The organism is Streptomyces sp. NPDC046860 (assembly GCF_040645115.1).
Classification (GTDB): domain Bacteria; phylum Actinomycetota; class Actinomycetes; order Streptomycetales; family Streptomycetaceae; genus Streptomyces.
This window is the reverse complement of sequence record NZ_JBEYXQ010000006.1, coordinates 36,692-59,412: the sequence shown is the minus strand read 5'-3', so window position 1 is coordinate 59,412 and position 22,721 is coordinate 36,692. Positions and strand designations below refer to the sequence as shown.

Here is a 22,721-nt window from a genome sequence, read left to right as displayed (position 1 = left end):
GCGGGTCAGGCGACGGGCTGCGCCTCCAGGCGCTCGGCGCCGGTGTAGACGTTCATCGAGTCGCCGCGCAGGAAGCCGACCAGGGTCACGCCGCTCTCGGCGGCGAGGTCGGCGGCGAGCGAGGACGGGGCGGAGACTGCGGCGAGCATCGGGATGCCGGCCATGACCGCCTTCTGCACCAGCTCGAACGAGGCCCGGCCGCTCACCATCAGCACACAGCCGCGCAGCGGGAGCATCCCGGAGCGCAGGGCGTGGCCGACGACCTTGTCCACGGCGTTGTGCCGGCCCACGTCCTCGCGCAGGCAGAGCAGTTCGCCCTCGGAGGAGAAGAGTCCGGCCGCGTGCAGGCCGCCGGTGCTGTCGAACACCTTCTGCGCGGCACGCAGCTTCTCGGGCAGCGTCGCCAGCATCTGAGGGCTCATGCGCAGGTCGTCCTCGGCGACGGACCAGGCGGCGACGGTGCGCACGGCGTCCAGGCTGGCCTTGCCGCACAGGCCGCAGGAGGACGTGGTGTAGAAGTTGCGCTCCAGGGAGGCGTCGGGGGCCTCGACACCGGGGCCGAGGACGACGTCGACGACGTTGTAGGTGTTGCTGCCGTCGTCGGTGGCGCCCAGGCAGTAGCGGATGCCGGCGACGTCGGTGTCGGAGTGGGCGACGCCCTCGCTGACCAGGAATCCGGCGGCGAGGTCGAAGTCGTCGCCCGGGGTGCGCATGGTCACCGTGAGGGGGCGGCCGCCGACCCGGATCTCCATCGGCTCCTCGGCGGCGAGGGTGTCCGGGCGGTGCGAGGACGCGCCGTCGCGGATGCGGAGCACTCGACGCCGCACGGTCACTCGTCCCATGGTCTTGTTCCTTTCCTCGGGCTCCGGCCGGGGCGGTGGTCGCCGCGGGAGCCACTGTGTGCCGTTGTGTGGGGTCGGCTGTGTGGGGTCGGCGGGCCGGGCCGTGCCTGGGGCCGCCGGGGTGGGGTCGGTCGGGTCGGCGGCGGGTCTGCGCCTCGCGCAGCCGTCGCGCCCGTGGGTCAGGGAAGGTGCCGGCGGCTGTGCCACGCGGTGATCATCAGGCACAGTAGGCCGATGGCGGCCAGACCCGCCAGCAGGGCGGGATAGGGGGCGGCTCCTGCGGTCACGGCAAGCAGCAGTGGTGTGAGAAATCCACTGTAGGTGACACCGTGGTAGAGGGAGACCGCGGAAGGACTGGCACGCGGCCGGGTGAGCCGTTCGAGCTCCCGCAGTCCCGAGGCGAGGGTCAGTCCGTACCCCGCGCCCAGCAGGACGGCGGCGAGCAGGACGAGGACCGTGGAGCCGTCGTGGACCGCGAGGGCGCTCAGCAGCAGTCCGCAGATGACCGTCGCCATCGCGGTGAGGGTGGCGCGGGCGCTGTGGGCGTGGTCGAGGCGTTCGGCCAGCGGCTGGACGGTGAGACCGGTGAGCAGCGTCAGGGCGGTGACCAGTCCGCTGAACAGCGGCGCGTAGCCGGAGGTCCGTTCGGCCACCAGCGGGGGCAGTACGACGTAGGCGACGGTGGAGGCGGCGAAGACGGCCGGGCCCGCCGGGAGCACCACGCGCACGAAGCGGGGGTGGGTGACGGCGGGCGGCCAGGGGCCGTCCGGGTCGCCGGGCGCGGCGGGCGGCGCGGTCTCCGGGGTGCGCCGCAGGGCGACGAGCACGGCGAGCGCGAGCAGGCAGTGCAGGAGGCACGGCAGCAGCAGGGGGTGCGGCAGCCACTGGGCGATGACGCCGGCGGCGAGGGCTCCGGCGGCGAATCCGGCGCCGGTGGCCCAGGTGACCCGGCGCGCGGCCCTGGCGGGGCCCGCGCCGGCGGACAGTTCGCGCAGCCAGGCGCTGCCGACGGAGATGACCAGTCCGGCCGCGACACCGGTGGCGAGCCGGCTGGCGTAGACGGCCGGGCGGAAGAAGGCGGCCGCGGCCAGCAGGGCGCTGGCGGCGGCGGACAGGAGCAGCGCGGGCAGCACCACCCGGCGCCGTCCGAAGCGGCCGGCGGCCGCGGCGCCGGTGAGGAACGCGGGCAGGAAGCCGGCCAGGTAGGTCGTGAACATCAGGGCGACCTGGAGGGAGGGCCAGTGCTCGCGCGTACGGTAGACCGAGGAGAGCGGGGTGAACTGGTTCGCACCCCATCCTGCGGCGAACACCGCGCCGGCCGCCGGGAGCCAGCCGTGCGCGGTGCGGGAAGCGGGCATGCCGTGAAGTGCCTTTCTGTACGCGTGAGTCACGCGATCGGGCAACGGACGGATAGGTTCCGGCGCCGGCGGGGGTGACGCGTACCCCCGGGGGTGGTGCGGGTCGCGGTGGGGTCCGCGGTGGTATCCACGGATGGCCCGGTACCGCCGGGGCGGCGGGTACCGGGCCATCCGCGGCTCACCCCCCTCCCGGACCGTCGGGAGGGGAGGCCGTGGGCCGGATCAGCCGGCGAGGCCGGGGGCCGGAATGCGGGACGGCTCCAGCCGGATCAGCACGCCCTTGGAGGTCGGGCAGTTGCTGATGTCGGCGACGCTGTCCAGCGGGACCAGCACGTTGGTCTCCGGGTAGTACGCGGCGGCGGAGCCGGGGCTCGTCGGGTAGGCGACGACCTTGAAGCTCTCCGCGCGGCGCTCCTTGTCGCTCCACACGCTGACCAGGTCGACCATGTCGCCGTCCCGGAAGCCGAACTGCTCCAGGTCGGCCGGGTTGACCATGACGACGCGGCGGGCGTTGTGGATGCCCCGGTAGCGGTCGTTGGGGGCGTACCAGATGGTGTTCCACTGGTCGTGCGAGCGGAACGTCTGGAGCAGCAGGTGGCCCGCGGGCACGTGCGGCATCTCGAACCGGCTCGCCCAGAACTCGGCCTTGCCGCTGGGGGTCGGGAACGTGTCGCTGTTCACCGGGCTCGGCAGGTTGAAGCCGCCGGGCTGCCGGACGCGCTCGTTGAAGTTCTCGAAGCCGGGCACGACGCGGGAGATCCGGTCACGGATCCTGTCGTTGTCGGCCTCGAAGCCCTTCCACGGGATGCCGTACTTGTCACCGAGGGTGGCGATCGCCAGGCGGCTGATGATGGCGACCTCGCTGAGCAGGTGCTTGGAGGCCGGGGGCAGCTTGCCGTGCGAGCGGTGGACGTCGCTCATCGAGTCCTCGACGGTGATCCACTGCTCGACGCCGTTCTGCATGTCCCGGTCGCTGCGGCCCAGGGTGGGCAGGATCAGCGCGGTGTCGCCGCAGACGGTGTGGGAGCGGTTGAGCTTGGTCGAGATGTGCGCGGTCAGGCTGCAGTTGCGCATGGCCTGCTCGGTGTACTCGCTGTCCGGGGTGGCCCGGACGAAGTTGCCGGCCACGCCGAGGAAGACCTTGGCCTTGCCCTCGTACATCGCCCGGATGCCCTGCACGGCGTCGTAGCCGTGGTGGCGGGGCGGCTCGAAGCCGAACTCGGTGCCGAGCGCGTCGAGGAACTGGTCGGACATCTGCTCCCAGACGCCCATCGTGCGGTCGCCCTGCACGTTGGAGTGGCCGCGGACCGGGCAGACGCCGGCGCCGGGCTTGCCGAGGTTGCCGCGCAGCATCAGGAAGTTGACGATCTCGCGGATGGTGGCGACACCGTGCTTCTGCTGGGTCACGCCCATCGCCCAGCAGACGATGGCGCTCTTGCTCTTCATGACCCGCTCGTGGATCTCCTTGATCTCGTCCATGGTCATGCCCGTGGCGAGGAGGATGTCGTCCCAGGAGATCTTGCGGACGCTCTCGGTGAACTCCAGGAAGCCGCGGGAGTTCTTCTGGATCCACTGGTGGTCGAGCACGGTGCCCGGGGCGGCGTCCTCGGCGTCGAGCAGCAGCTTGTTGAGGCCCTGGAAGAGGGCCATGTCGCCGCCGGCGCGGATGTGCGCGAACTGGTCGGCGATCTGGGTGCCGTTGCCGATGACACCGCGCGCCTTCTGCGGGTGCTTGAACCGCATCAGGCCGGCCTCGGGGAGGGTGTTGACCGCGACGACCTCGCCGCCGTTGCGCTTGGTCTCCTCCAGCGCGGCCAGCATGCGCGGGTGGTTGGTGCCGGGGTTCTGGCCGACCAGGAAGATCAGGTCGGAGTGGTGGATGTCGTCCAGCGAGACGCTGCCCTTGCCGATGCCGAGCGCGGCGCCGAGACCCCAGCCGGTGGACTCGTGGCACATGTTGGAGCAGTCCGGCAGGTTGTTGGTGCCGAACGCGCGGGAGAAGAGCTGGAGGAGGAAGGCGGCCTCGTTGTTCAGGCGGCCCGAGACGTAGAACATCGCCTCGTCCGGGGAGGTGAGCTGCTTCAGCTCCCGGGCGAGGAGCTCGAACGCCTTCTCCCAGGAGACGGGCTCGTAGTGGGTGGCGCCGGGCCACTTCACCATGGGCTCGGTCAGCCGGCCCTGCTGGTTCAGCCAGTAGTCGGACTTCGAGTCCAGCTCTGCTATGGAGTACTGCTTGAAGAAGTCACGGGTGACGCGGCGCGAGGTGGCCTCGTCGTTGATGTGCTTGGCACCGTTCTCGCAGTACTCGTTGAAGTGCCGCTTCTTGTCCTCGGGCCACGCGCAGCCCGGGCAGTCGATGCCGTCGATCTGGTTGATGTTCAGCAGCGTGAGCATGGTGCGCCGCGGGGACGTCTGGCTCAGGGAGTACTCCAGAGCGTGCGTCACGGCCGGGACACCCGTCGCCCACGTCTTGGGAGGCGTGACCGTCAGTTCGTCGATCGGGTCCTCGATGCTGCTGCTCATGTGTGCTCTGCCTCTTTCTGACATACGCCTGTACAGGCGGGTTCCGGTCGACGGGGAGATGCGCGCCGCGGCGCGGAGGCCACCTGGGTCCCACAGGGGGGAGGCCGTAGGGCATCTCCTCGAATCCGGGACGGGCGGACGGCGGCTGCGGCCGGCGGGGTCAGCCCGGCGGGGGAGTCCGGGGGGCGGGTGCCGCATCGCGGTGCCGCGTCAGGTCCCGCACTGTTCCTCCCGTGCCTAGTCCGAGATTCGTGAATCCGAATCCCGCTGCCTGAGCATTTTCTTTGATTCCGCGGACGAAAGTCAAAGAGGCCATTTCGATGACGCGATAGGTACCGCTTATCTTCCGCATCTGCCCGCCGAACGGAGCATCTCACATTTCCCTCCACGCCTCCGACCAGGCACAATGCGAGTGAGGCCAGCGCCCCGACGGGCCGTCCGGAGCAAGGATAAGTACCACCTATTACTCGATCGACCACCCCTCTTTGACTTGCAACGGAAATTGGTCGACGCTGGCCGACGGACAGCAGTCAAGCATTCACCGCCGCTGGAATACCGACCACGGACGGGGCAATGCGACATATTCACATTCACCCTCCGGCGGTGACCCGCGCCTGACCGGCGCGAGCGGCGCCCGCGGAGTTGAGGAGAGACCTGCCGTGGACCTGGCACTGGCCCCGGACACCATCGCGCGATGGCAGTTCGGGATGACCACCGTCTACCACTACCTGTTCGTGCCCCTCACCATCAGCCTGGTGGCGATCACGGCGGGACTGGAGACGGCGTACGTACGCACGGGTAAGACGAAGTACTTCCACGCCACCAAGTTCTGGGGCAAGCTCTTCCTGATCAACATCGCCATGGGTGTCGTCACCGGGCTGGTGCAGGAGTTCCAGTTCGGCATGAACTGGTCCGCCTACTCCCGCTTCGTGGGCGATGTCTTCGGCGCACCACTCGCCCTGGAGGCCCTGCTGGCCTTCTTCTTCGAGTCCACCTTCATCGGGCTGTGGATCTTCGGCTGGGACAAGCTGCCCAAGAAGATCCACTGCGCGTGCATCTGGATGGTCTCCATCGGCACCATCCTGTCGACGTACTTCATCCTCGCCGCGAACTCCTTCATGCAGAACCCGGTGGGCTTCAGCCTGGACAAGGCGCACGGCAAGGCGCATCTGACCGACATCGGCGCGGTGCTCTTCCAGAAGCTCAACCTGGTGGTGGTCGCCCACACCCTGACCGCCGCGTTCCTGACCGGCGCCGCCTTCGTCATGGGCATCTCCGCCATCCACCTGTACCGCGCCGCCCGGCGCCAGCGTCGCGGCCGGCCCAACGACCTCAAGCAGGTCGCGGCCATGCGCACCTCGCTGCGGCTCGGTCTCGTGCTGGCCGTGATCTTCGGCCTGGGCACCGCGATCAGCGGTGACAAGCTCGGCGAGGTGATGTTCGAGCAGCAGCCGATGAAGATGGCCGCCGCCGAGGCGCTGTGGGACAAGGAGGCGCCCGCCCCCTTCTCCGCCTTCTCCGTCCCGGACGTCGAACACCAGCGCAACAGCGTCGACATCCAGGTCCCCGGCCTGCTCTCGTTCCTGGCGCACAAGGACTTCCACTCGGCGGTCCCCGGCATCAACGACACGGCCAAGGCCGAGGCGGCCGCGTACGGCGGTTCACCGGCCGAGTACATACCGAACGTCCCCATGACCTACTGGGGCTTCCGGGCGATGATCCTGTTCGGCATGACCTCCTTCAGCCTCGGCGCGGCCGGACTCTGGCTGACGCGGCGGAAGTTCTGGGTCGCCCCCGAGTTCCGCACCGGCTCCTTCGACGTGCCGCGGCTGATGCTCACCAGGAAGCGCGAACTCGGCGCGATGGCGAGCGGTCTGGCCTGGCGGGCCGGCATCCTCACCCTGGCGTTCCCGGTGATCGCCAACTCCTTCGGCTGGATCTTCACCGCGATGGGCCGTCAGCCGTGGGCCGTCACCGGTCTGCTGCGCACCGTCGACGCGGTCTCCCCCAACGTCTCGCTCACCGAGCAGCTCATCACGCTGATCGGCTTCAGCCTGCTGTACATCGCGCTCGCCGTGGTCGAGCTGAAGCTGCTGGTGAAGTACGCGGGCGCCGGACCGGTCACCGCCGAACGGCCACCGCTCAGGGACATCAAGCTCGGCGGGGACTCCACGCTCGACGGCGCCCCCAAGGACGCCGACAAGCCGCTCGCCTTCGCCTACTGATTAGTTAGAGAGAGACCGGAACCGTGCATCTCCATGACCTCTGGTTCTTCGTCATAGCCCTGCTGTGGGTCGGGTACTTCTTCCTGGAGGGCTTTGACTTCGGCGTGGGCATCCTGACCCGCGTGCTCGCGCGCGGCGAGACCGAGCGCCGTGTCCTGCTCAACACCATCGGCCCCGTCTGGGACGGCAACGAGGTCTGGCTGGTCACCGCGGCCGGCGCGACCTTCGCCGCCTTCCCCGACTGGTACGCCACGATGTTCAGCGGCTTCTACCTGCCGATGTTCGTCATCCTGCTCTGCCTGATCCTGCGCGGCGTGGCCTTCGAGTACCGGCACAAGCGCGACGGTGAGCGCTGGAAGCGCAACTGGGAGGCGATCGTCTTCGTCACCTCGCTGGTGCTGGCCTTCCTGTGGGGCGTGCTGTTCGCCGCCATGGTCCACGGCCTGCCGATCGGCGCCGACCACGAGTACCACGGCGGGCTCGCCGAGCTGGTCCAGCCGTACGCGCTGCTGGGCGGCGTGACCACGACCGTCCTGTTCACTTTCCACGGCGCGGTGTTCACCTCGCTGAAGACCGTGGGCAGCATCCGGCACCGGGCCCGGCACCTGGCGCAGACCTCCGGTGTGCTGGCCGTCCTGCTGCTGCTGGCCTTCCTGACCTGGACCCAGGTCGACACCGGCAATGTGCGCAGCCTGATCGCCGAGGCGGTCGCCGTGCTGGCGGTGCTGGTGTCGCTTGGCTTCAACTTCGGCGCCCGCGAGGGGCGGGCGTTCGTCGCCTCGGGGCTGAGCGTGGTGGCGTCCACCGCGATGCTCTTCCTCGCTCTGTTCCCCGAGGTGATGCCGTCCAGCCTGGACCCGGCCTGGAGCCTGACCGCGACCAACGCGGCCGCCGGCTCGTACACGCTGGGGATCATCACCTGGGTCGCCGGTTTCGCCACCCCGCTGGTGCTGCTCTACCAGGGCTGGACCTACTGGGTGTTCCGCAAGCGGATCGGCGTCCAGCACATCCCCGTCAGCGCGCACGCCCACGCACCGGTCCACCGCGTCGCGCCGTGAACACCCGACGCGCCATGACGTGCCGCGCCCTGCGCCGTCTCTCCCGTGCCCGCGCCGAGCGCGCGGGCCGGGGGGAGGCGGCCGACGGCGTGGCGATGTCCGCCCGCCGGGCCGCCGACCGAGATGATCATCGGAGTGTGTCCCGGCCGCGCGGGCGTCGCGGACGCGTCTCGCCGCGGCCGCGCCTGGTCGAGCCCGGCGGCGTCCCCGGCGCCGGCCGTGCGGTCCGCGGCCTGTGGCGCGGGGCAGGCCCGGCGGGCGAGGAGCCCGCGTCCGGGGCGCCGGAGCGGCGGCCCGGAGCACGCAGGACACGCCCGGACGGCCGCCGCCGGGCGCAGGAAGACCGCACACCGTACGACCGCACACCGGCAGCACAGGAAGAAGGCAGGCCCGTGTCCCGACCGCTCACCGACCAGCACAGCGACACCGCCGTCACCGGTACGCGTCGGGGCACCGCCCCACAGCCGCTGGTGGACCGCTTCGGCCGCGTCCACACCGATCTGCGCCTGTCCCTGACCGACCGCTGCAATCTGCGCTGCACCTACTGCATGCCCGCCGAGGGCCTGGCCTGGCTGCCCAAGGACGAGCTGCTCACCGACGACGAGATCGTCCGCCTGGTCGGCATCGCCACCGGGCGCCTGGGCATCACCGAGGTCCGGCTCACCGGCGGTGAGCCCCTGGTGCGCCGGGGCCTGCCCGGTCTGATCGCCCGGCTGTCCGCCCTTAAGACGGCGCCCGACCTGTCCATCACCACCAACGGCATCGGGCTGGCCCGTACCGCCGTCGCGCTGCGGGAGGCGGGGCTCGGCCGGGTCAACGTCAGCCTGGACACCCTGCGCCCCGAGCGCTTCGCCGAGATCACCCGCCGCGACCGGCTCGCCGATGTGCTCCAGGGGCTGCGAGCGGCCCGTGCCGCCGGTCTCGACCCGGTCAAGGTGAACGCCGTGCCGGTGCGCGGCGTCAACGACGACGAGATCGCCGACCTGACCGCGTTCGCCGTGGAGAACGGCTACCGGATGCGGTTCATCGAGTCGATGCCGCTGGACGCCCAGGGCGCCTGGGAGCGGGAGAAGATGGTCACCGCCGCCGAGATCCTGGACCGGATCGGCGAGCGTTTCACCCTGACCCCCGTCCCCCGTGAGGACAACGCCCCGGCCGAGGAGTGGCGGATCGACGGCACGGACGCGGTCGTCGGGGTCATCGCCAGCGTCACCCGCCCGTTCTGCGGCAACTGCGACCGGGTGCGGCTGACCGCCGACGGCCAGCTGCGCAACTGCCTGTTCGCCACGAAGGAGTCCGACCTGCGCGCCCTGCTCCGCGCGGGCGCCGACGACGACGCGCTGGAGGCCGCGTGGCGCTCCTGCATCGCCGTCAAGGGCCCCGGCCACGCCATCAACAGCGAGGACTTCCGCCGCCCCGACCGCCCGATGTCGGCCATCGGCGGCTGAGACCCGCACCGACGACCCGGTACCGACGAACGTGAGGATCGAAGAAGTGAACCGGATGCACGAATGGATCGCGGCCGCCAAGGCCGAGCTGGGCGTCGACCTCGATGTCGACATCGCCGAGCTGCTGGACATGACCAAGGTGGTCGCGCACGAGGTGGCCCGTCCGGCCGCCCCCATCACCTCCTTCCTGGTCGGCTACGCGGCCGCCCTCCGGGCCGGTGGCACCGGCGCGGTGTCGGAGGCGAACAGCAGGGTGACCGAGCTGGCCGAGAAGTGGGCCGCCGAGCGTGAGAAGGGCGCGGCGGCGCTGTGACCGGCCCGACGGCACACCACCCCTCCTGGCAGCGGGCCCGGTCCCTGGCGCGTGACGCCGCCGGGCACCCCCTGCCCGGTGTGCCGCGCACCCTCGCCGACGCGCTCGGCCACGCCCTGGCCGAGCCGCTGACCGCGCTCACCGACCTGCCGTCGTTCGCGACCTCCGCGATGGACGGCTGGGCCGTGTCCGGGCCCGGGCCCTGGCAGTTGGGCGAGCGGGGCGTGCTCGCCGGTCAGCAGCCGGAACCGCTCGCGGCCGGCACCGCCGTGCCGATCGCCACCGGCGCGCCGCTGCCGCCGGGGGCGAGCGCCGTACTGCGCCGCGAGCACGGTGAGGTGGAGCGGTCCACGAGCCTGCTCCACCTCACCGCCCCCGGCCCGCTCCCCGATGGCCACGACGTACGGCCGCGCGGGCAGGAGTGCCGCGGCGGTGAGCCGCTGCTGAGCGCCGGGACGACCGTCACGCCGGCCGTGCTGGGCCTGGCGGCCGCGAGCGGCTACGACCGGCTGGTGGTGCACCGGCGCCCCGGCGTCGAGGTGCTCGTCCTCGGTGACGAGCTGCTGGAGAGCGGGGTGCCGCGCGGCGGCCGGGTCCGCGACGCGCTCGGTCCGCTGCTGCCGTCCTGGCTGCGCTCGCTGGGCGCGGAGGTCACCGGCACGCGTCGGGTGGCCGACCGGCTCCAGGAGCTGCGGGAGGCCGTGGACCGCTCCCCCGCCGACGTGGTGATCACCACCGGCAGCACGGCGGCCGGACCCGTGGACTTCCTGCACGAGACGCTGCGGCTGCTGGGCGCCCGGCTCGTCGTCGACTCGGTCTCGGTACGGCCGGGACACCCGATGCTGCTGGCCCAGCTGCCCGCCGCGCCGGACGGCCGCGCCCGGCGCCTGGTCGGGCTGCCCGGCAATCCGCTGGCCGCCGTGGCCGGGACGGTCACCCTGGCCGCGCCCCTGCTGCGCGCCCTCGGCGGCCACGCCGGACCCGGGACGCGCGGTGCCGTCACCGTCGAGGCGCTGCCCGGCCATCCGCGCGACACCCGGCTGCTGCCGGTGCGTGACGTCGGCACCGGGGTGGCCCCGCTGCCGTACGACGGTCCGGCGATGCTGCGCGGGCTGGCCCTCGCCGACGCGCTGGCCGCGGTCCCGCCCGGCGGCGCGGCGGCGGGCGAAGCGGTGGAGCTGCTGCCGCTGCCCACCGGCTGACGGGACCGACGGCCGACGGGCCTACCGGCCTACGGGCCTCACCGAAGAACGAACGACCCACTGGAGAAGGCAGAAGGACATGGAGACGAAGACGGCACCCGCGGGGACGATCCGCTACTGGGCGGCGGCCAAGGGGGCGGCGGGCACGGCGGAGGAGTCCTACCGGGCGGGGACCCTCGCCCAGGCACTGGAGCAGGCGCGGTCCCGTCACGCGGACCGGCCGAAGTTCGCGCAGGTGCTGGCCGTCTGCTCCTTCCTGGTCGACGGCGACCCCGTCGGCGTCCGCGACCACGCCTCGGTCACGCTGCGGGACGGCGCCACGGTCGAGGTGCTCCCGCCCTTCGCCGGCGGCTGACCGCACCCGCGTCCGCCGCCCCTCCCCCCTGTTCCCCCGCCATTCCCCCGCACCCGGAAACCGGATCACGTCATGTCGCTGCACACCTCCCCGCCCCTGCTCCCCTCCCCCGTCCGCCTGCTCGGCCTGCGCGAGACCCCGCTCTCCCTCGACGAGGTGTACGCGGCGGTCGGTGACGACGCCGCGGGCGGCACCGCGCTGTTCGTGGGCACGGTCCGCGACCACGACGGCGGGAAGTCCGTCTCGTCCCTGGAGTACAGCGCGCACCCCTCCGCCGAGGCGGAGCTGCGCCGGGTGGCCGAGGAGATCGCGGCCGAGTTCCCGGTGCGCGCCCTGGCCGCCGTGCACCGTACGGGCCTGCTGGCGATCGGGGACGTCGCGGTGATCACCGCGGTCTCCTGCCCGCACCGCGCCGAGGCGTTCGCGGCGTGCCGCAGGCTGATCGACACCCTCAAGCACGAGGTCCCCGTCTGGAAGCGGCAGATCTTCACCGACGGCGCGACGGAGTGGGTCGGCGCCTGCTGATCAGCCGGTGACGACACCCGCGACGAGGTTGATGGTGGTGGCCAGCACGCTGATGCCGAACAGGTACGACAGCAGGCAGTGCCTCAGCGCGACCGCGCGGATCAGCGGACTGGACACGCTGGTGTCGGAGACCTGGTAGGTCATGCCGAGGTTGTAGCTGAAGTAGAAGAAGTCCGGGTAGGCGGGCGCCGCCTGGGAGTTGAAGTCGATGCCGCCGTGCGCCGGGCCGTAGTACAGGTAGGCGTAGCGGGTCGTGTACATCAGGTGCAGCGCGGCCCAGGCCATGAGGACGCCGAGCAGCGCTATGGCCGCGGCGGCACCGGTGTCGGTGTCGGAGCGGTGCGCGACCAGCATCAGGACGATGCCGCCGAGGCCGACCAGCGAGACGGCGACGACCACGAGTTCGTCCACCGCGGGCCGGAAGTCCTCGCGCCGGGCGTTGGCGTGGGTGGCGTCGGCGTCCATGGGCCACATCACGATCCAGCCCGCGACGACGAAGACGGTGCCGACGGCGGCGATGCCGGAGAGTATGGCCAGCGGCGCCGGATGACCGGTCAGGCCGACGATCAGGCCGATGACCGCTCCGACGACGAGGGAGCCGCCGAGCCTGGGAACCGCGGAAACCGGCAGCCTCATGCTCATACACCCTCACGCTACCCCCGCTCACGGCTTCCGGCCCGGCAGAGGAGTCCGGGGCACGTCCCCGGTGGATCAGGACTCGGGCGAGGTCAGGTGGTATACACCGAGCATGCCCCTTTTGCGCCGTTCCTCCCCCGCCGGTTCCGGCGGCGGACGCCGGTGGGACACCTCCGGTGTCGGGCATGTGCTGTTCCCGCGCGGGGTGCTGGCCCTCCAGCGGGTGGACGGGGCGCTGCTGTTCGCGGTGCGCGCGGCGCTGGCGATGGCCCTGGCGGGCCTGCCGGTCGTGCTGGCCGGGCGGCCCGATCTCGCGGTCTACGGGATGCTCGGGGCGTTCACGACGACGTTCGGCCGTAACCTGCCCTACCGCCGCAGGGCGCGGGTGCTGGCCTGGGTCGCACTCGCCATGACGGCGTGCGTGGGCCTCGGTTCGGCGCTGGCGTCGGTGGCGCGCCCGTGGTCGACCGTGGCCGGAGCGGCGGTGGTGGTCGCGGCGACGGCCCTGGTGGCGGGCGTGTCCAAGTACGTGTGCGACGCGACCGGGCTCGGCGGCCTCGGCGCGATCCTGCTGCTGTTCTCCTTCGCGGTGGCCGCCAACGCCACCACCACACCGGGTCAGGTGCTGCCGCGTACCGGGATGGCCGCTGCGGGCTCGCTGATGGCGTGGCTGCTGGCCCTGCTGGGGCGGCTGGTCCATCCCGACCGGCCGCAGCGGCTGTCGGTGGCCGCCGCGCTGCGCCAGCTCGCCGAACTGCTGGACACGGCCAGGGGCGGGGTCGGCCGCTCCCGGCACCGGGCCACCGGCGCGGTGCTCCAGGCGTACGACTCGCTCGGGCTGGCGCCGCCGGGCACCTCCAAGCGGCCCGGTGAGGACAACACCTGTGTGCGGCTGGCCGACCTGTCCTGGTCGCTGCTGATCGACTCCACCCGTGGCACCCCGCACGACCCGCCGGAGCTGGCCCGGCTGCTGCGTACGCAGGCGGGTGTGCTGGCCGACCGTCAGCAGCGCTACGCGCAGGTGCTGCCCGACCTGGCCGCGTACTCCTCGCTGCTGCCCGAGCCGGGACGCCGCTTCTCGCCACGCGCACCGCTGCCGGTCGATCCGGCGGCGCGGCGCGCGTGGGTGCTGGTGCGGGGGCGGCCGGGCGGGCACAAGCCGGTGTCGGTGCTGCTGGTGCCGGCGCTGCGGATGGTGCTCGGCACGCTGGTCGCGGGCGGAGCGGCGCTGGCGCTCGGTCTCGGGCACGGCTACTGGGCGGCGATCTCGGCGGCGGCCGTGCTGCACTCGGTCAACGTCCGCACCACGGTCCAGCGTGCGGTCCAGCGCACCCTGGGCACGGCACTCGGCCTGATGATCGCCCTCGGGGTGCTGGCCGGCCATCCGGAACCCGTGCTGCTGGCGCTGGTGATCGTGGCGCTGGAGTTCCTGATGGAGTACATGGTCGTACGCAACTACGGTCTGGGCGTCGTGTTCCTGACGCCGCTGGCGCTGCTGCTGAGCGATCTGGCCGACCCGGAGTCCCCGGAGGAGCTGATCGTGGACCGCGGGCTCGGGAGTCTGCTCGGCATCGTCACGGGGCTGCTGTGCGCGCTGCTGGTGGTGCACGACCGGGCGGCGGTACGGGTGGAGCGCGCGCTCGCGGGCTGCGCCGAGGCGACCGAGCGCGCCGAGCGGGCGCTGGCGTTCCGCTCCCGGCCGCCGCACCCGGTGATCCCGGTCCATCTCGCCGTCGCCGTGGTGGAGTTGCGCGAGGCGGACGACGCGGCGGCCGGCGAGCTGCTGTCGGCGGGCATCGATCCGGCGGCCCTCGCGGCGGCCGAACAGCGCGCGTATCTGCTGCTGGCGCGGCTCCTGCACCACTGAGGCCCACCTCAGACGGGGCTGTGCCCCTGGAGGTAGGCGCCGACGGCCGGGGGCAGCGGGTACCGCGCGGCCTCGTCGAAGGGGACCCAGCGGATCTGTGCCGCGGGCAGCGAGGCGCCGTCGGAGGGCGCGTCGGTGAGCAGCCGGCACAGCACGGAGGGGACGGGGTCGGGGGACTCGTCGTCGGGGGCGCCGAGCGGCTCGGTGCCGTCGACGAGATGGCCGGTGAGTTCGTAGACGACGCGCTCGGCCGTGGCGCCCGGCGACTCGGCCGGTTCGGCGGCGCCGGAAGGGAGCGTCCAGGCGGCGCCCTCCCCCGGGGTCACCAGCAGCACCCGCCCGTCGGACACCGCGACCGCCCGGACCGTGCCGCCGGCCTCCCGCTCGGAAGTCATGTGTTCCGGCCCCCTCCCCGCGCGCCCGGCGCGCCTCGACCGCCCGGCCCGCCGGCCGGACGGTCGTTCCCTACCCACCGGCCGGCCGCCGCACCCGGGAAGGTCAGGAGGTCTTGATCGCGGCGAGGAACTTCTGCGGGTCGGTGTCCACTTCGCCCTCGACCGTGGTGACCGGGATGTTCTCCTGGTCGTACCAGACGGCCGGGGTGCCGGGCAGGCCGAAGGTCTCGAAGGTGGCGATGGACTCCCCGGCCCAGGTCAGGTAGGTGTCGTCGGAGACCTTCTGGTCGAAGCCGCCGGAGCGCAGGCCGTCGACGTCACCGGCGACGGACAGCAGCACCGAGCCCTGGGAGAACTTGTCGTCGCCGGGCGGGAAGGGCTGGTGGTCGAAGAGCGCGCCGAGGTACTCGATGAACTGCTTCTGTCCCTCGTCGCTCGCGGCCGCGAGCGCTCCGAGGGCCTTCTGGTCGCCGTTGCCGCCCACGGTGTCGTCCATCGTCCCGGCGAAGTGGAACTTCACCGCGTACGTGCCGTCGTCGGCGCCCTTGCGGATCGTGTCGAGCAGGGTCTTGGTCATGCGGGCCGATGCCCGGTCGCGCATCTCCAGGAAGACCTGGAGCACGTGCGGCGCGGACAGGTCGCCGTAGTACAGCGTGGTGCCCTCGTTGCCGGTCGTGTTCGCGGGAGTCATGTTCCGAGCTTGGCACAGAAGGCCCTAGGTCACGAACGGTGGACGAGGGGCGGGCGGAGCCCCGTCGGCACGACACGGCGCGGCTCGCGGGCGCAGTCTTGAGGGGTGGACACATCGCACGACAGGGCTCCCGACCGGAGCGGTGACCTGGGCGGCGCCGTGCTCGGCGCGCTGTTCTCCGACTGGCCGCACCCGCTGTACGTGTTCGACCGGTCACTGCGGATGGTGGGCCGCAACGACGCGGCCGCGGACTTCGGCGCCCCGCCGCTGGACGGCACGGCGACCGCCCCGCACCACGACCCCGTGGAGGCGATGCTGCGCGAGGTCCTGGTCACCGGCGAACCGCGGCGGGATCTGGAGGTGGCCGGCCGGGCCACGCCGAACGCGCCGGACCGGGTGCTCGCGCTGTCGGCGTTCCGGCTGCGGGAGGCGGCCGACGGGCTGCCGGGGGTGGCGCTGAGCGTCGTCGACGCCACCGACCGGCACCGGGCGCGGGTCCGGCTGACCGTGCTGCGGGAGGCGAGCGCCCGCATCGGCACCAGCCTCGACACCGTGCACACGGCGCAGGAACTGGCGGACATCAGCGTGCCCGACCTGGCCGGCACGGTGGTGGTCGACGTGCTGGACGCGGTGCTGCGGGGCGACGTGCCGGACGTGGCGTCCCTCGGCGGCGATCTGCTGCTGCGCTGTGCCGGGTACCGGTCGGTGCTCGCGGCCGACGGACACCGGGAGGTGGAGGTCGGCTGTGTGCTGGAGCCGGGGCTCACCTCCCGCTACAAGGAGGTGCTGACCGAGGGGCGCCCGGTGCTCGTCACCGAGCACGGCACGCCCTCGCGGGACGGTGCGGACGACCACACGGACGGGCAGGCGCCGCACGGAGGGCGGGAGGTGGACCGGGGCGACGGGGCCCGCTCGACGATGGCGGTCCCGCTGGCCGCGCGGGGCGGGGTCCTGGGCCTGGCGCGCTTCTACCGCGGCCGGGGCTCGGCACCCTTCTCCGAGGACGACCTGCGTCTGGCGACCGAGCTGACACGGCACACCGCGCTGTGTCTGGACAACGCGCGGCTGTACACCCGGGAGCGCTCGGTGGCCCGTATCCTCCAGCTCAGCCTGCGTCCGGCGCACGTGCCGGGGCACAGCGCGGTGGCCACCGCGCACAGCTATCTGCCGAGCAGCACCAGCGGGGACTGGTTCGACATCATCCCGCTGTCCGGGGCGCGGGTGGCGCTGGTCGTCGGGGAGCCGCCCACGCGAGGCATCCGGGCCGCCGTCACGATGGGGGGCCTGCGGGCCGCCATCGGCGCGCTGGCCTCGCTCGACCTGCCGCCCGAGGAACTGCTGGAGCGTCTGCACGACCTGGTGGGCCGGCTGGACGCGGAGGAGTCGCGGCATCCGGACGAGTCCCTGGACAGCCTGCGCGCGGGCACCTGTTGTCTGTACGCGGTCTACGACCCGGTGGCGCACCGGTGCACGGTGGCCAGCGCGGGCCATCCGCCCCCTGCCGTGGCCCGCCCGGACGAGCCGGCGGTCTTCGCGCACGTCCCCGTGGGCCCGGCGCTGGGCCGGGGCGCGCCCCGCTACCGTGCCGCGCACTTCGACGCGCCCGCGGGCACGCTGATGGTGCTGTGCAACCCGGTGCTGCTGCGGGAGGCCGGTCCGGACTCCGCCGTCCAGCTGGACAAGCTGGGCCGCGTGCTGCGACCGCCGGACCGTCCGCTGCCGGACATCTGCCACGACCTGCTGCACGCGGCGGAGCCGCGGCGCCCGGCCGACGACGGTGTGCTGCTGGTCGCCCGCACGCTCAGCCTGGGCGCCGACAAGGTGGCCTCCTGGTCGCTGCCGAACGAACCCCAGGCGGTCTCCCTGGCCCGCGAGCGCACCGAGGACCGGCTCGGGCACTGGCATCTGCCGGACCTGGCCTTCACCGCCACACTGGTGGTCAGCGAGCTGGTCACCAACGCGGTGCGCTACTCCGAGGGGCCGATCCGGCTGCGCCTGGTCCGCGACGAGGGCCTGATCATCGAGGTCACCGACGACAGCAGCACCGCGCCGCAGCTGCGGCAGGCCGAGGACGACGACGAACACGGGCGCGGTCTGACGATCACCTCCCAGCTCACCGAGCGCTGGGGCACCCGGCGCGAGCACCGGGGCAAGACCATCTGGGCCGAACTCGCCCTGCACACCTGAGAGTCGGGGTGTGAACGGAAGTGACGCGATCGGCCGTGCGGTGCCTTCCGCGACGGGTGCGGCGTGGTGGACACTGCGCTCCACGCATCCCGCGCTCCCATCCCCGTCACAGCCGAGGGTCCCCCATGCCTACCGCTCACCGTCTCCCGCGCACGGCCGTGATCGCCGCCGGGTTACTGCTCGCCTCCACCCTGACCGTCACCGCCCACGCCGCACCGGAACAGGCCCCGGCACCCGCCGCGCCCACGGCCGCGCGGGCGGCCGCCGACTGGTCCGCGCCGCTGTCGACGCGGGGCCGCTACATCGTGGACGCCCGGGGCGAGCGGTTCCGGCTGAAGGCCGCCAACTGGGACGGGGCGCAAGGTTCCTGGACCGGCAGCGGCAGCACCGACGACCCGGCGAACCACCACGCGGGCCAGAACGCGCACGACATCCCGCTCGGACTGGACCGCGTCCCCGTCGCCCGGCTGCTCGCCGACTTCCGGGAACTGGGCGTCAACACCGTCCGGCTGCCGTTCTCCAACGAGCTGATCCACCGCACGGCCCCCGTGCCGGACTCAGCGGTGACCGCCAACCCCGGGCTGCGCGGCAAGACCCCGCTCCAGGTGTACGACAGCGTGGTGGACGCGCTCAGCCAGGCCGGGTTCGCGGTGATCCTGAACAACCACACCAACACCTCGCGCTGGTGCTGCGGGATCGACGGCAACGAGCGCTGGAACAAGGCGCAGTCCACGGGGCAGTGGGCCGACGACTGGGTGTTCATGGCCCGCCGCTACGCCTCCGTGCCCGGCGTGGTCGGCGCCGACCTCTACAACGAGGTGCGCCGGGACGTCCTGGACGACCCCAACTGGGGCCTGGGCGACGAGCACGACTGGTACGCCGCCGCGCAGACGGCGGGCGACCGCATCCTGGCCGAGGCCAACCCCAGGCTGCTGATCGTCATCGAGGGCATCAACTGGACCGGCCTCCCGGTGGACGGACTCCCCCACGGCCGACCGCAGCTGGCCCCGGCGCGCACCCTCTCCCACACCCTGGTCGACTCCCACAAGCTGGTCTACTCGGCCCACTTCTACGGCTACACCGGCCCCCGGCACAGCGGCGCCACCGGTATCGGCGAGACGCACGACGCCCGCTACCAGGACCTGTCCCGCGACGAGCTGAACGCGGCGCTCACCGACGAGGCGTTCTTCGTGGAGGAGTCGGGGCGCCACTACACCGCGCCGGTGTGGATCAGCGAGTTCGGCGCCGGGGCCGGGGAGACCAACCCGGCGACCCGGGCCTGGTTCGGCAACATCACCGACTACTTCGCCGACCACGACGCCGACTTCGCGTACTGGCCGCTGGTCGGCTTCGACGGGCACGACGACTGGGCGCTGCTGCGCTACGACGAGGGCGGGCGCCGCTCCGGTCTGCTCGACTCCGGCGACTGGCGGGCCACGGCGTGGCGGCACCTGATGGACACACCGGGGAAGTCGGGCCCGGTGGCGGCGGCCGCGGTGTGGAAGATGCTGAACACCGACCACGGGGACGCGGTGGAGTCGCTGCGGGTGCGCGGCACCGGCGACTGGGACCCGGGTGCCCGCAAGGCGGCCTGCCCGGACGGACTGCGGCTGATCGGGCTGGGCAGCACGGGCGGACGCGGGCTGTGCACGGACACGGGCACGGGGGATCTCCGCGCGGCGGACGGCACGCAGAGCGTCGTCACGGACGAGCGGTTCGTCTCCGGAGGTGACTGGGCGTCCGGGTACACCAAGTTCCAGTGCCCGTCCGGGGCCTTCCTGATCGGCTACAGCCTGCGCGGCGAGCGGGTGTCGGCGGCGCTGTGCGCTCCGGCCCGTACGGCGGTGGCGGGCGGCGGGCGGACCGTGTGGTTCGACCGCTCGGACAACCGCCCCGCGGACGGCGCGGGCGGCGAGTTCGCGCAGGGCGCCTACAAGGGCCAGTGCGGGGCGGGCGAGTACGCGGCCGGGATCGCCTTCACCACGCGGTTCGGCGCCCGGCAGGGTCCGGCGGCGCTGCTGTGCCGGACCCTGCCGTAGCGCGACCTCAGGACGGGCCGGTGACTTCGAGGGAGAGGTCGTTGTCGACCGTGTAGTAGGGGCGTACGAGGCGGCCGCCGGAGTCCGCCGCCGGGTGGACGAAGGACTGCTTGCGGTCCGCCACGTCGTCCAGGAGCCGGCCGACGCGCACGGGGGCCGCGCCTTCGGCGGGCAGGACGTCCACGTCCCAGTAGCGGACGTCCGCGCCGTCGCCGCCGGTCAGTCCGGCGTGGTCGACGGTGAAGCGGAAGCCCCGGCCGTCCGCGTCGGTGTCCGGGCGTACGGTGCGCTCGGCGCCAGTGCCCCGCCCGCGCAGCCGGACCCCGGCGCCGTCCCCGAACGAGACGCCGTGCAGGCGGGCGGTGACCGTGGTGGCGTGGTCGGCGACCTCGACGCGGCTGGTCTCGGCGTGGGCGGTGCGCAGCCAGGCCCGTACGGTGAGGAAGCCGTCCAGCGCCCGGTAGGGGATGCGGACGGCGACCGGGGACGGCCGGTCGGTGCGGGCGCCGTCGACCAGGACCCGCAGGTCCAGCGGGCCGGAGCCCAGCCGCTCGGGCTCGGTGTCCGCTCCGGTGAGCAGGAACGCGTCCCAGCGCCCCTCCTCCAGCGCGGGCAGGGGCTCCAGCACGGCGCGGGCCCGGCCGTCGGCACCGGCGGTCAGCGTCAGGCGGCGTTCGGCGGGGTCGGGCACGCCCTTGCGCGGCCTGGCCCGCAGCAGCAGGCGGTGGCGGCCGTCCGGCTCGGGCAGGGGGAGGTGGAAGGTGACGCGGCCGTCCGCGTCGGCCGTACAGGTCACGCGGATCACGCGGGTCTCCTTGTCGCTGGTCGTGCTCATCGCCGCCACCCGCGCACGGTGCGCACCGCGCCGGCGGCGGCCGTGTGGGCGAGGTCGCGGGCGCTGTGGCCGCCGGCCGTCAGACGGCGGCGCCCGGCGTGCGGTGCGCGGGGCGGGCGGCGGCCCGCCTTCTTGGCGGCGAGGGCGTCGGCCAGCAGGTTCTCGGCGTGGGCGACGACCGTGTCGGGGGCGAAGCGGCGGGAGTTCTCCAGGGCCGCCTTGCCCATGGTGCGGCGGCGTTCGTCGTCGCGGACGAGGTCCAGCAGGGCGGCGCCGAAGGCGTCGGCGTCACCGACGGGCACCAGCCGTCCGTCGACGCCGTCCCGGATGATCTCGCCGGGTCCGTGGGCGCAGTCGGTGCTGACGACGGGCACGCCGCAGCGCATCGCCTCGACGATGGTCATGCCGAAGGGCTCGAAGTTGGAGGAGGCGGTGGCGATGGACGCCTTGACCCACTCGGACTCCATGGGCACGGCCGCGCCCATCAGGAAGGCGCTCTCGCTGAGTCCCAGCCGCTCGATCAGGGCGCGCAGCCGGTCGCGTTCCTCGCCCCGGCCGTAGATGCGCAGCCGCCAGTCGGGGTGGGCGGCGGCGACGTGCGCGAAGGCGCGGATCAGGGTCTCGTAGTCCTTCATCGGGACGAGTCTGCCCGCGGCGGCGATGATCCGGGTGCTGCCGTCCGAGGGCGCGAGGACGGGTTCGGGCACGCTGTTGGGCACCGCTTCGACGCGGACGGCGGGCAGCCAGGCGCCGCGCCGGTAGGCCCGGGCGTCCGCCTCGGTGACGGTGGTGAGCAGGTCGAGGCCGCGGTAGGCGCGGCGCAGCACGGTGCGCAGCTGCGGGGAGTGGTGGTCCCAGGTGAGGTGTTCCTGGCCGACGCGGAGCACATGGCCGGGTGCCTGGCGGGCGAGGTGCACGTTCAGGCCGGGCCGGGTGCCGATGACGACCTCGGCGTCCGTGGTGGCCAGGCACTCGGCGATCCGCTCGTCGGTCAGCCTGCTGTACTCGCCGTGGCGTCCCTCGGCGGTGGGGAAGACCCGCGCGGGTTCGCGGTGGGCCGGGTGGTCCTGCTCCTCGCGCAGATCGACCAGGGGGCGCAGCCGGACCCGCGGGTCGAGGGTGAAGGTGGGGCGCTCCCTGTTGCGGAACACGGAGACGATCTCCACGTCGTGGCGTTCGGCGAGCGCCCCGGCCAGATTGAAGGTCGTGGTGATCGTCCCTCCGATCGCGTACGCGCTGTGGAGCAGGAAAGAGATCTTCATGCCGGTCCAGACCTTGTCGAGGCACCCGCGGTTGCAAGACGTTACCGCTTCGTGGCCTTCGGTTCCGGAGAGGGACACAGCACGCCCAGGTCGGCGGGGCGGACCCGGACGGTGACGGGCAGGGTGGCCTCCACCTCCCCGTCGGCTCCGTAGGGGACGGGCCGGTCGGCCTCGACGCGCAGTTCCCGGCCGCGCAGGACCTGGACCTCGGGGCGGTGGACGTGGGCGCCGGTCTTCAGCTCGTTCATGAGGGTGAAGAAGAGATGGCGCGGGGCCTCGCGGATGAGCACGATGTCGAGGAGGCCGTCGTCCAGCCGGGCGTCGGGCGCGATGGCGCGGCCGAAGCCGTAGTAGGGGGAGTTGGCGGCGACGACGGTGTAGCCGCGGTGCGGGACCGTCTCGCCGTCGAGGGTGATCCGGTACTCGGCGGTGCGCCAGGCCGCCACGGCGCGCAGCCCGCCCGCGTAGTAGGAGGCGGCGCCGCGCAGCAGGCGGGACTGGTTGGCGTACCGGTTGGCGAGGGCGTCGACCCCGGCGTAGACGCTGCCGAGGACGACGGTGCGCGGGTGGACGGCGGACTCGACCTCGATGGTGTCCACGTGCTGGGGTTCGGCGTGCAGCAGGATCTCGGCGAGGGCGGCGGGGTCGTCGGGCAGACCGAGGGCGCGGGCGAAGTCGTTGCCGCGTCCGGCGGGTACGAGGCCCAGCGGGGCGCCGGTGCCGCTGAGCGCTCCCCCGATGCCGCCGGCCATGCCGTCGCCGCCGACGGCGAGGACGACGCGGCCGCTCGCCCCGGCGCGCAGCGCGGTCTCGCGGGCGTGGGCCAGGCTGTGGCTGTACTCGGTCTCCAGGCCGGCGCCGGCCTCGCGGAGATGACGCGCCACCGCCAGGAGCGTGGCCGCCCCGGTGCTGGCGCCCGCGGTCGGGTTGACCACGGCGGTGAAGTTGCGCATGGGTGTG

General features: G+C 73.0%; 19 protein-coding genes. 10 read left to right on the top strand and 9 right to left on the bottom strand.

Features of this window, described 5'->3' with window-relative positions; all coding sequences use genetic code 11:
• Positions 1-5: 5 nt before the first annotated feature.
• The 3 genes from fdhD to ABZ898_RS11050 all read right to left on the bottom strand — a co-directional run bounded on the left by fdhD (position 6) and on the right by ABZ898_RS11050 (position 4,723).
• Positions 6-842, bottom strand: coding sequence for a formate dehydrogenase accessory sulfurtransferase FdhD (gene fdhD / locus ABZ898_RS11060; RefSeq protein ID WP_361655711.1), 837 nt, complete (start codon positions 840-842; stop codon positions 6-8).
• Between the two features lie 179 nt (positions 843-1,021).
• Positions 1,022-2,200 (bottom strand): MFS transporter, encoded by a 1,179-nt coding sequence (locus ABZ898_RS11055; RefSeq protein ID WP_361655708.1) that lies wholly within the window; start codon positions 2,198-2,200, stop codon positions 1,022-1,024.
• A gap of 222 nt (positions 2,201-2,422) precedes the next feature.
• Positions 2,423-4,723 (bottom strand): FdhF/YdeP family oxidoreductase, encoded by a 2,301-nt coding sequence (locus tag ABZ898_RS11050; protein WP_361655705.1) that lies wholly within the window; start codon positions 4,721-4,723, stop codon positions 2,423-2,425.
• Between the two features lie 659 nt (positions 4,724-5,382).
• Between ABZ898_RS11050 and ABZ898_RS11045 the strand changes: the two genes are divergently transcribed.
• From ABZ898_RS11045 to ABZ898_RS11015, 7 genes are all read left to right on the top strand, one after another.
• A complete protein-coding gene (locus tag ABZ898_RS11045; protein WP_361655702.1) occupies positions 5,383-6,948 on the top strand; it encodes a cytochrome ubiquinol oxidase subunit I in 1,566 nt (521 codons plus the stop codon).
• Between the two features lie 23 nt (positions 6,949-6,971).
• Positions 6,972-8,006, top strand: coding sequence for a cytochrome d ubiquinol oxidase subunit II (gene cydB, locus ABZ898_RS11040; protein ID WP_361655699.1), 1,035 nt, complete (start codon positions 6,972-6,974; stop codon positions 8,004-8,006).
• Between the two features lie 467 nt (positions 8,007-8,473).
• Positions 8,474-9,454 (top strand): GTP 3',8-cyclase MoaA, encoded by a 981-nt coding sequence (gene moaA / locus ABZ898_RS11035; protein WP_361656285.1) that lies wholly within the window; start codon positions 8,474-8,476, stop codon positions 9,452-9,454.
• 55 nt (positions 9,455-9,509) lie between these two features.
• A complete protein-coding gene (locus tag ABZ898_RS11030) occupies positions 9,510-9,767 on the top strand; it encodes a DUF6457 domain-containing protein (RefSeq protein ID WP_361655696.1) in 258 nt (85 codons plus the stop codon).
• Positions 9,764-10,969 (top strand): molybdopterin molybdotransferase MoeA, encoded by a 1,206-nt coding sequence (locus ABZ898_RS11025; RefSeq protein WP_361655693.1) that lies wholly within the window; start codon positions 9,764-9,766, stop codon positions 10,967-10,969. Before ABZ898_RS11030 ends, ABZ898_RS11025 begins: the two co-directional genes overlap by 4 nt.
• A gap of 79 nt (positions 10,970-11,048) precedes the next feature.
• The gene (locus tag ABZ898_RS11020; RefSeq protein WP_361655691.1) at positions 11,049-11,324 is read left to right on the top strand and encodes a MoaD/ThiS family protein; all 276 of its coding nucleotides are present in this window, start codon (positions 11,049-11,051) and stop codon (positions 11,322-11,324) included.
• Between the two features lie 72 nt (positions 11,325-11,396).
• Positions 11,397-11,849: a molybdenum cofactor biosynthesis protein MoaE gene (locus tag ABZ898_RS11015; RefSeq protein WP_361655688.1), complete on the top strand. Its 453-nt coding sequence runs from the start codon at positions 11,397-11,399 to the stop codon at positions 11,847-11,849.
• Here ABZ898_RS11015 and ABZ898_RS11010 read toward each other — a convergent pair whose 3' ends face one another.
• On the bottom strand, positions 11,850-12,491 hold the full coding sequence (locus ABZ898_RS11010) for a DUF1345 domain-containing protein (RefSeq protein WP_361655685.1): 642 nt from the start codon (positions 12,489-12,491) through the stop codon (positions 11,850-11,852).
• 106 nt (positions 12,492-12,597) lie between these two features.
• Between ABZ898_RS11010 and ABZ898_RS11005 the strand changes: the two genes are divergently transcribed.
• Positions 12,598-14,352 carry an FUSC family protein gene (locus ABZ898_RS11005; protein WP_361655682.1) on the top strand — a complete coding sequence of 585 codons (1,755 nt, stop codon included), beginning with the start codon at positions 12,598-12,600 and terminating at the stop codon, positions 14,350-14,352.
• A gap of 8 nt (positions 14,353-14,360) precedes the next feature.
• Here ABZ898_RS11005 and ABZ898_RS11000 read toward each other — a convergent pair whose 3' ends face one another.
• Positions 14,361-14,747, bottom strand: a complete 387-nt coding sequence (locus tag ABZ898_RS11000; protein ID WP_361655679.1) for an NUDIX domain-containing protein — start codon at positions 14,745-14,747, stop codon at positions 14,361-14,363.
• Positions 14,748-14,850: 103 nt separating this feature from the next.
• A complete protein-coding gene (locus ABZ898_RS10995) occupies positions 14,851-15,438 on the bottom strand; it encodes a thioredoxin domain-containing protein (protein WP_361655676.1) in 588 nt (195 codons plus the stop codon).
• Between the two features lie 105 nt (positions 15,439-15,543).
• On the opposite strand from ABZ898_RS10995, the gene ABZ898_RS10990 reads away from it, so the two are divergent.
• Both ABZ898_RS10990 and ABZ898_RS10985 read left to right on the top strand, forming a co-directional pair.
• Positions 15,544-17,625 (top strand): SpoIIE family protein phosphatase, encoded by a 2,082-nt coding sequence (locus ABZ898_RS10990; protein WP_361655673.1) that lies wholly within the window; start codon positions 15,544-15,546, stop codon positions 17,623-17,625.
• Between the two features lie 125 nt (positions 17,626-17,750).
• On the top strand, positions 17,751-19,664 hold the full coding sequence (locus ABZ898_RS10985) for a cellulase family glycosylhydrolase (protein WP_361655670.1): 1,914 nt from the start codon (positions 17,751-17,753) through the stop codon (positions 19,662-19,664).
• Between the two features lie 7 nt (positions 19,665-19,671).
• On the opposite strand, the gene ABZ898_RS10980 is transcribed toward ABZ898_RS10985, so the two are convergent.
• Genes ABZ898_RS10980 through ABZ898_RS10970 form a run of 3 tightly spaced genes read right to left on the bottom strand, consistent with a single transcriptional unit; the run spans position 19,672 to position 22,714 of the window.
• Entirely contained in the window at positions 19,672-20,499 is an 828-nt protein-coding gene (locus ABZ898_RS10980; protein ID WP_361655667.1) for a transferase, read from the bottom strand.
• Positions 20,496-21,761, bottom strand: a complete 1,266-nt coding sequence (locus ABZ898_RS10975) for a glycosyltransferase family 4 protein (protein ID WP_361655665.1) — start codon at positions 21,759-21,761, stop codon at positions 20,496-20,498. The genes ABZ898_RS10980 and ABZ898_RS10975 overlap by 4 nt, the downstream gene beginning before the upstream one ends.
• Before the next feature lie 41 nt (positions 21,762-21,802).
• On the bottom strand, positions 21,803-22,714 hold the full coding sequence (locus tag ABZ898_RS10970) for a YegS/Rv2252/BmrU family lipid kinase (protein WP_361655662.1): 912 nt from the start codon (positions 22,712-22,714) through the stop codon (positions 21,803-21,805).
• Between the last annotated feature and the right edge of the window lie 7 nt (positions 22,715-22,721).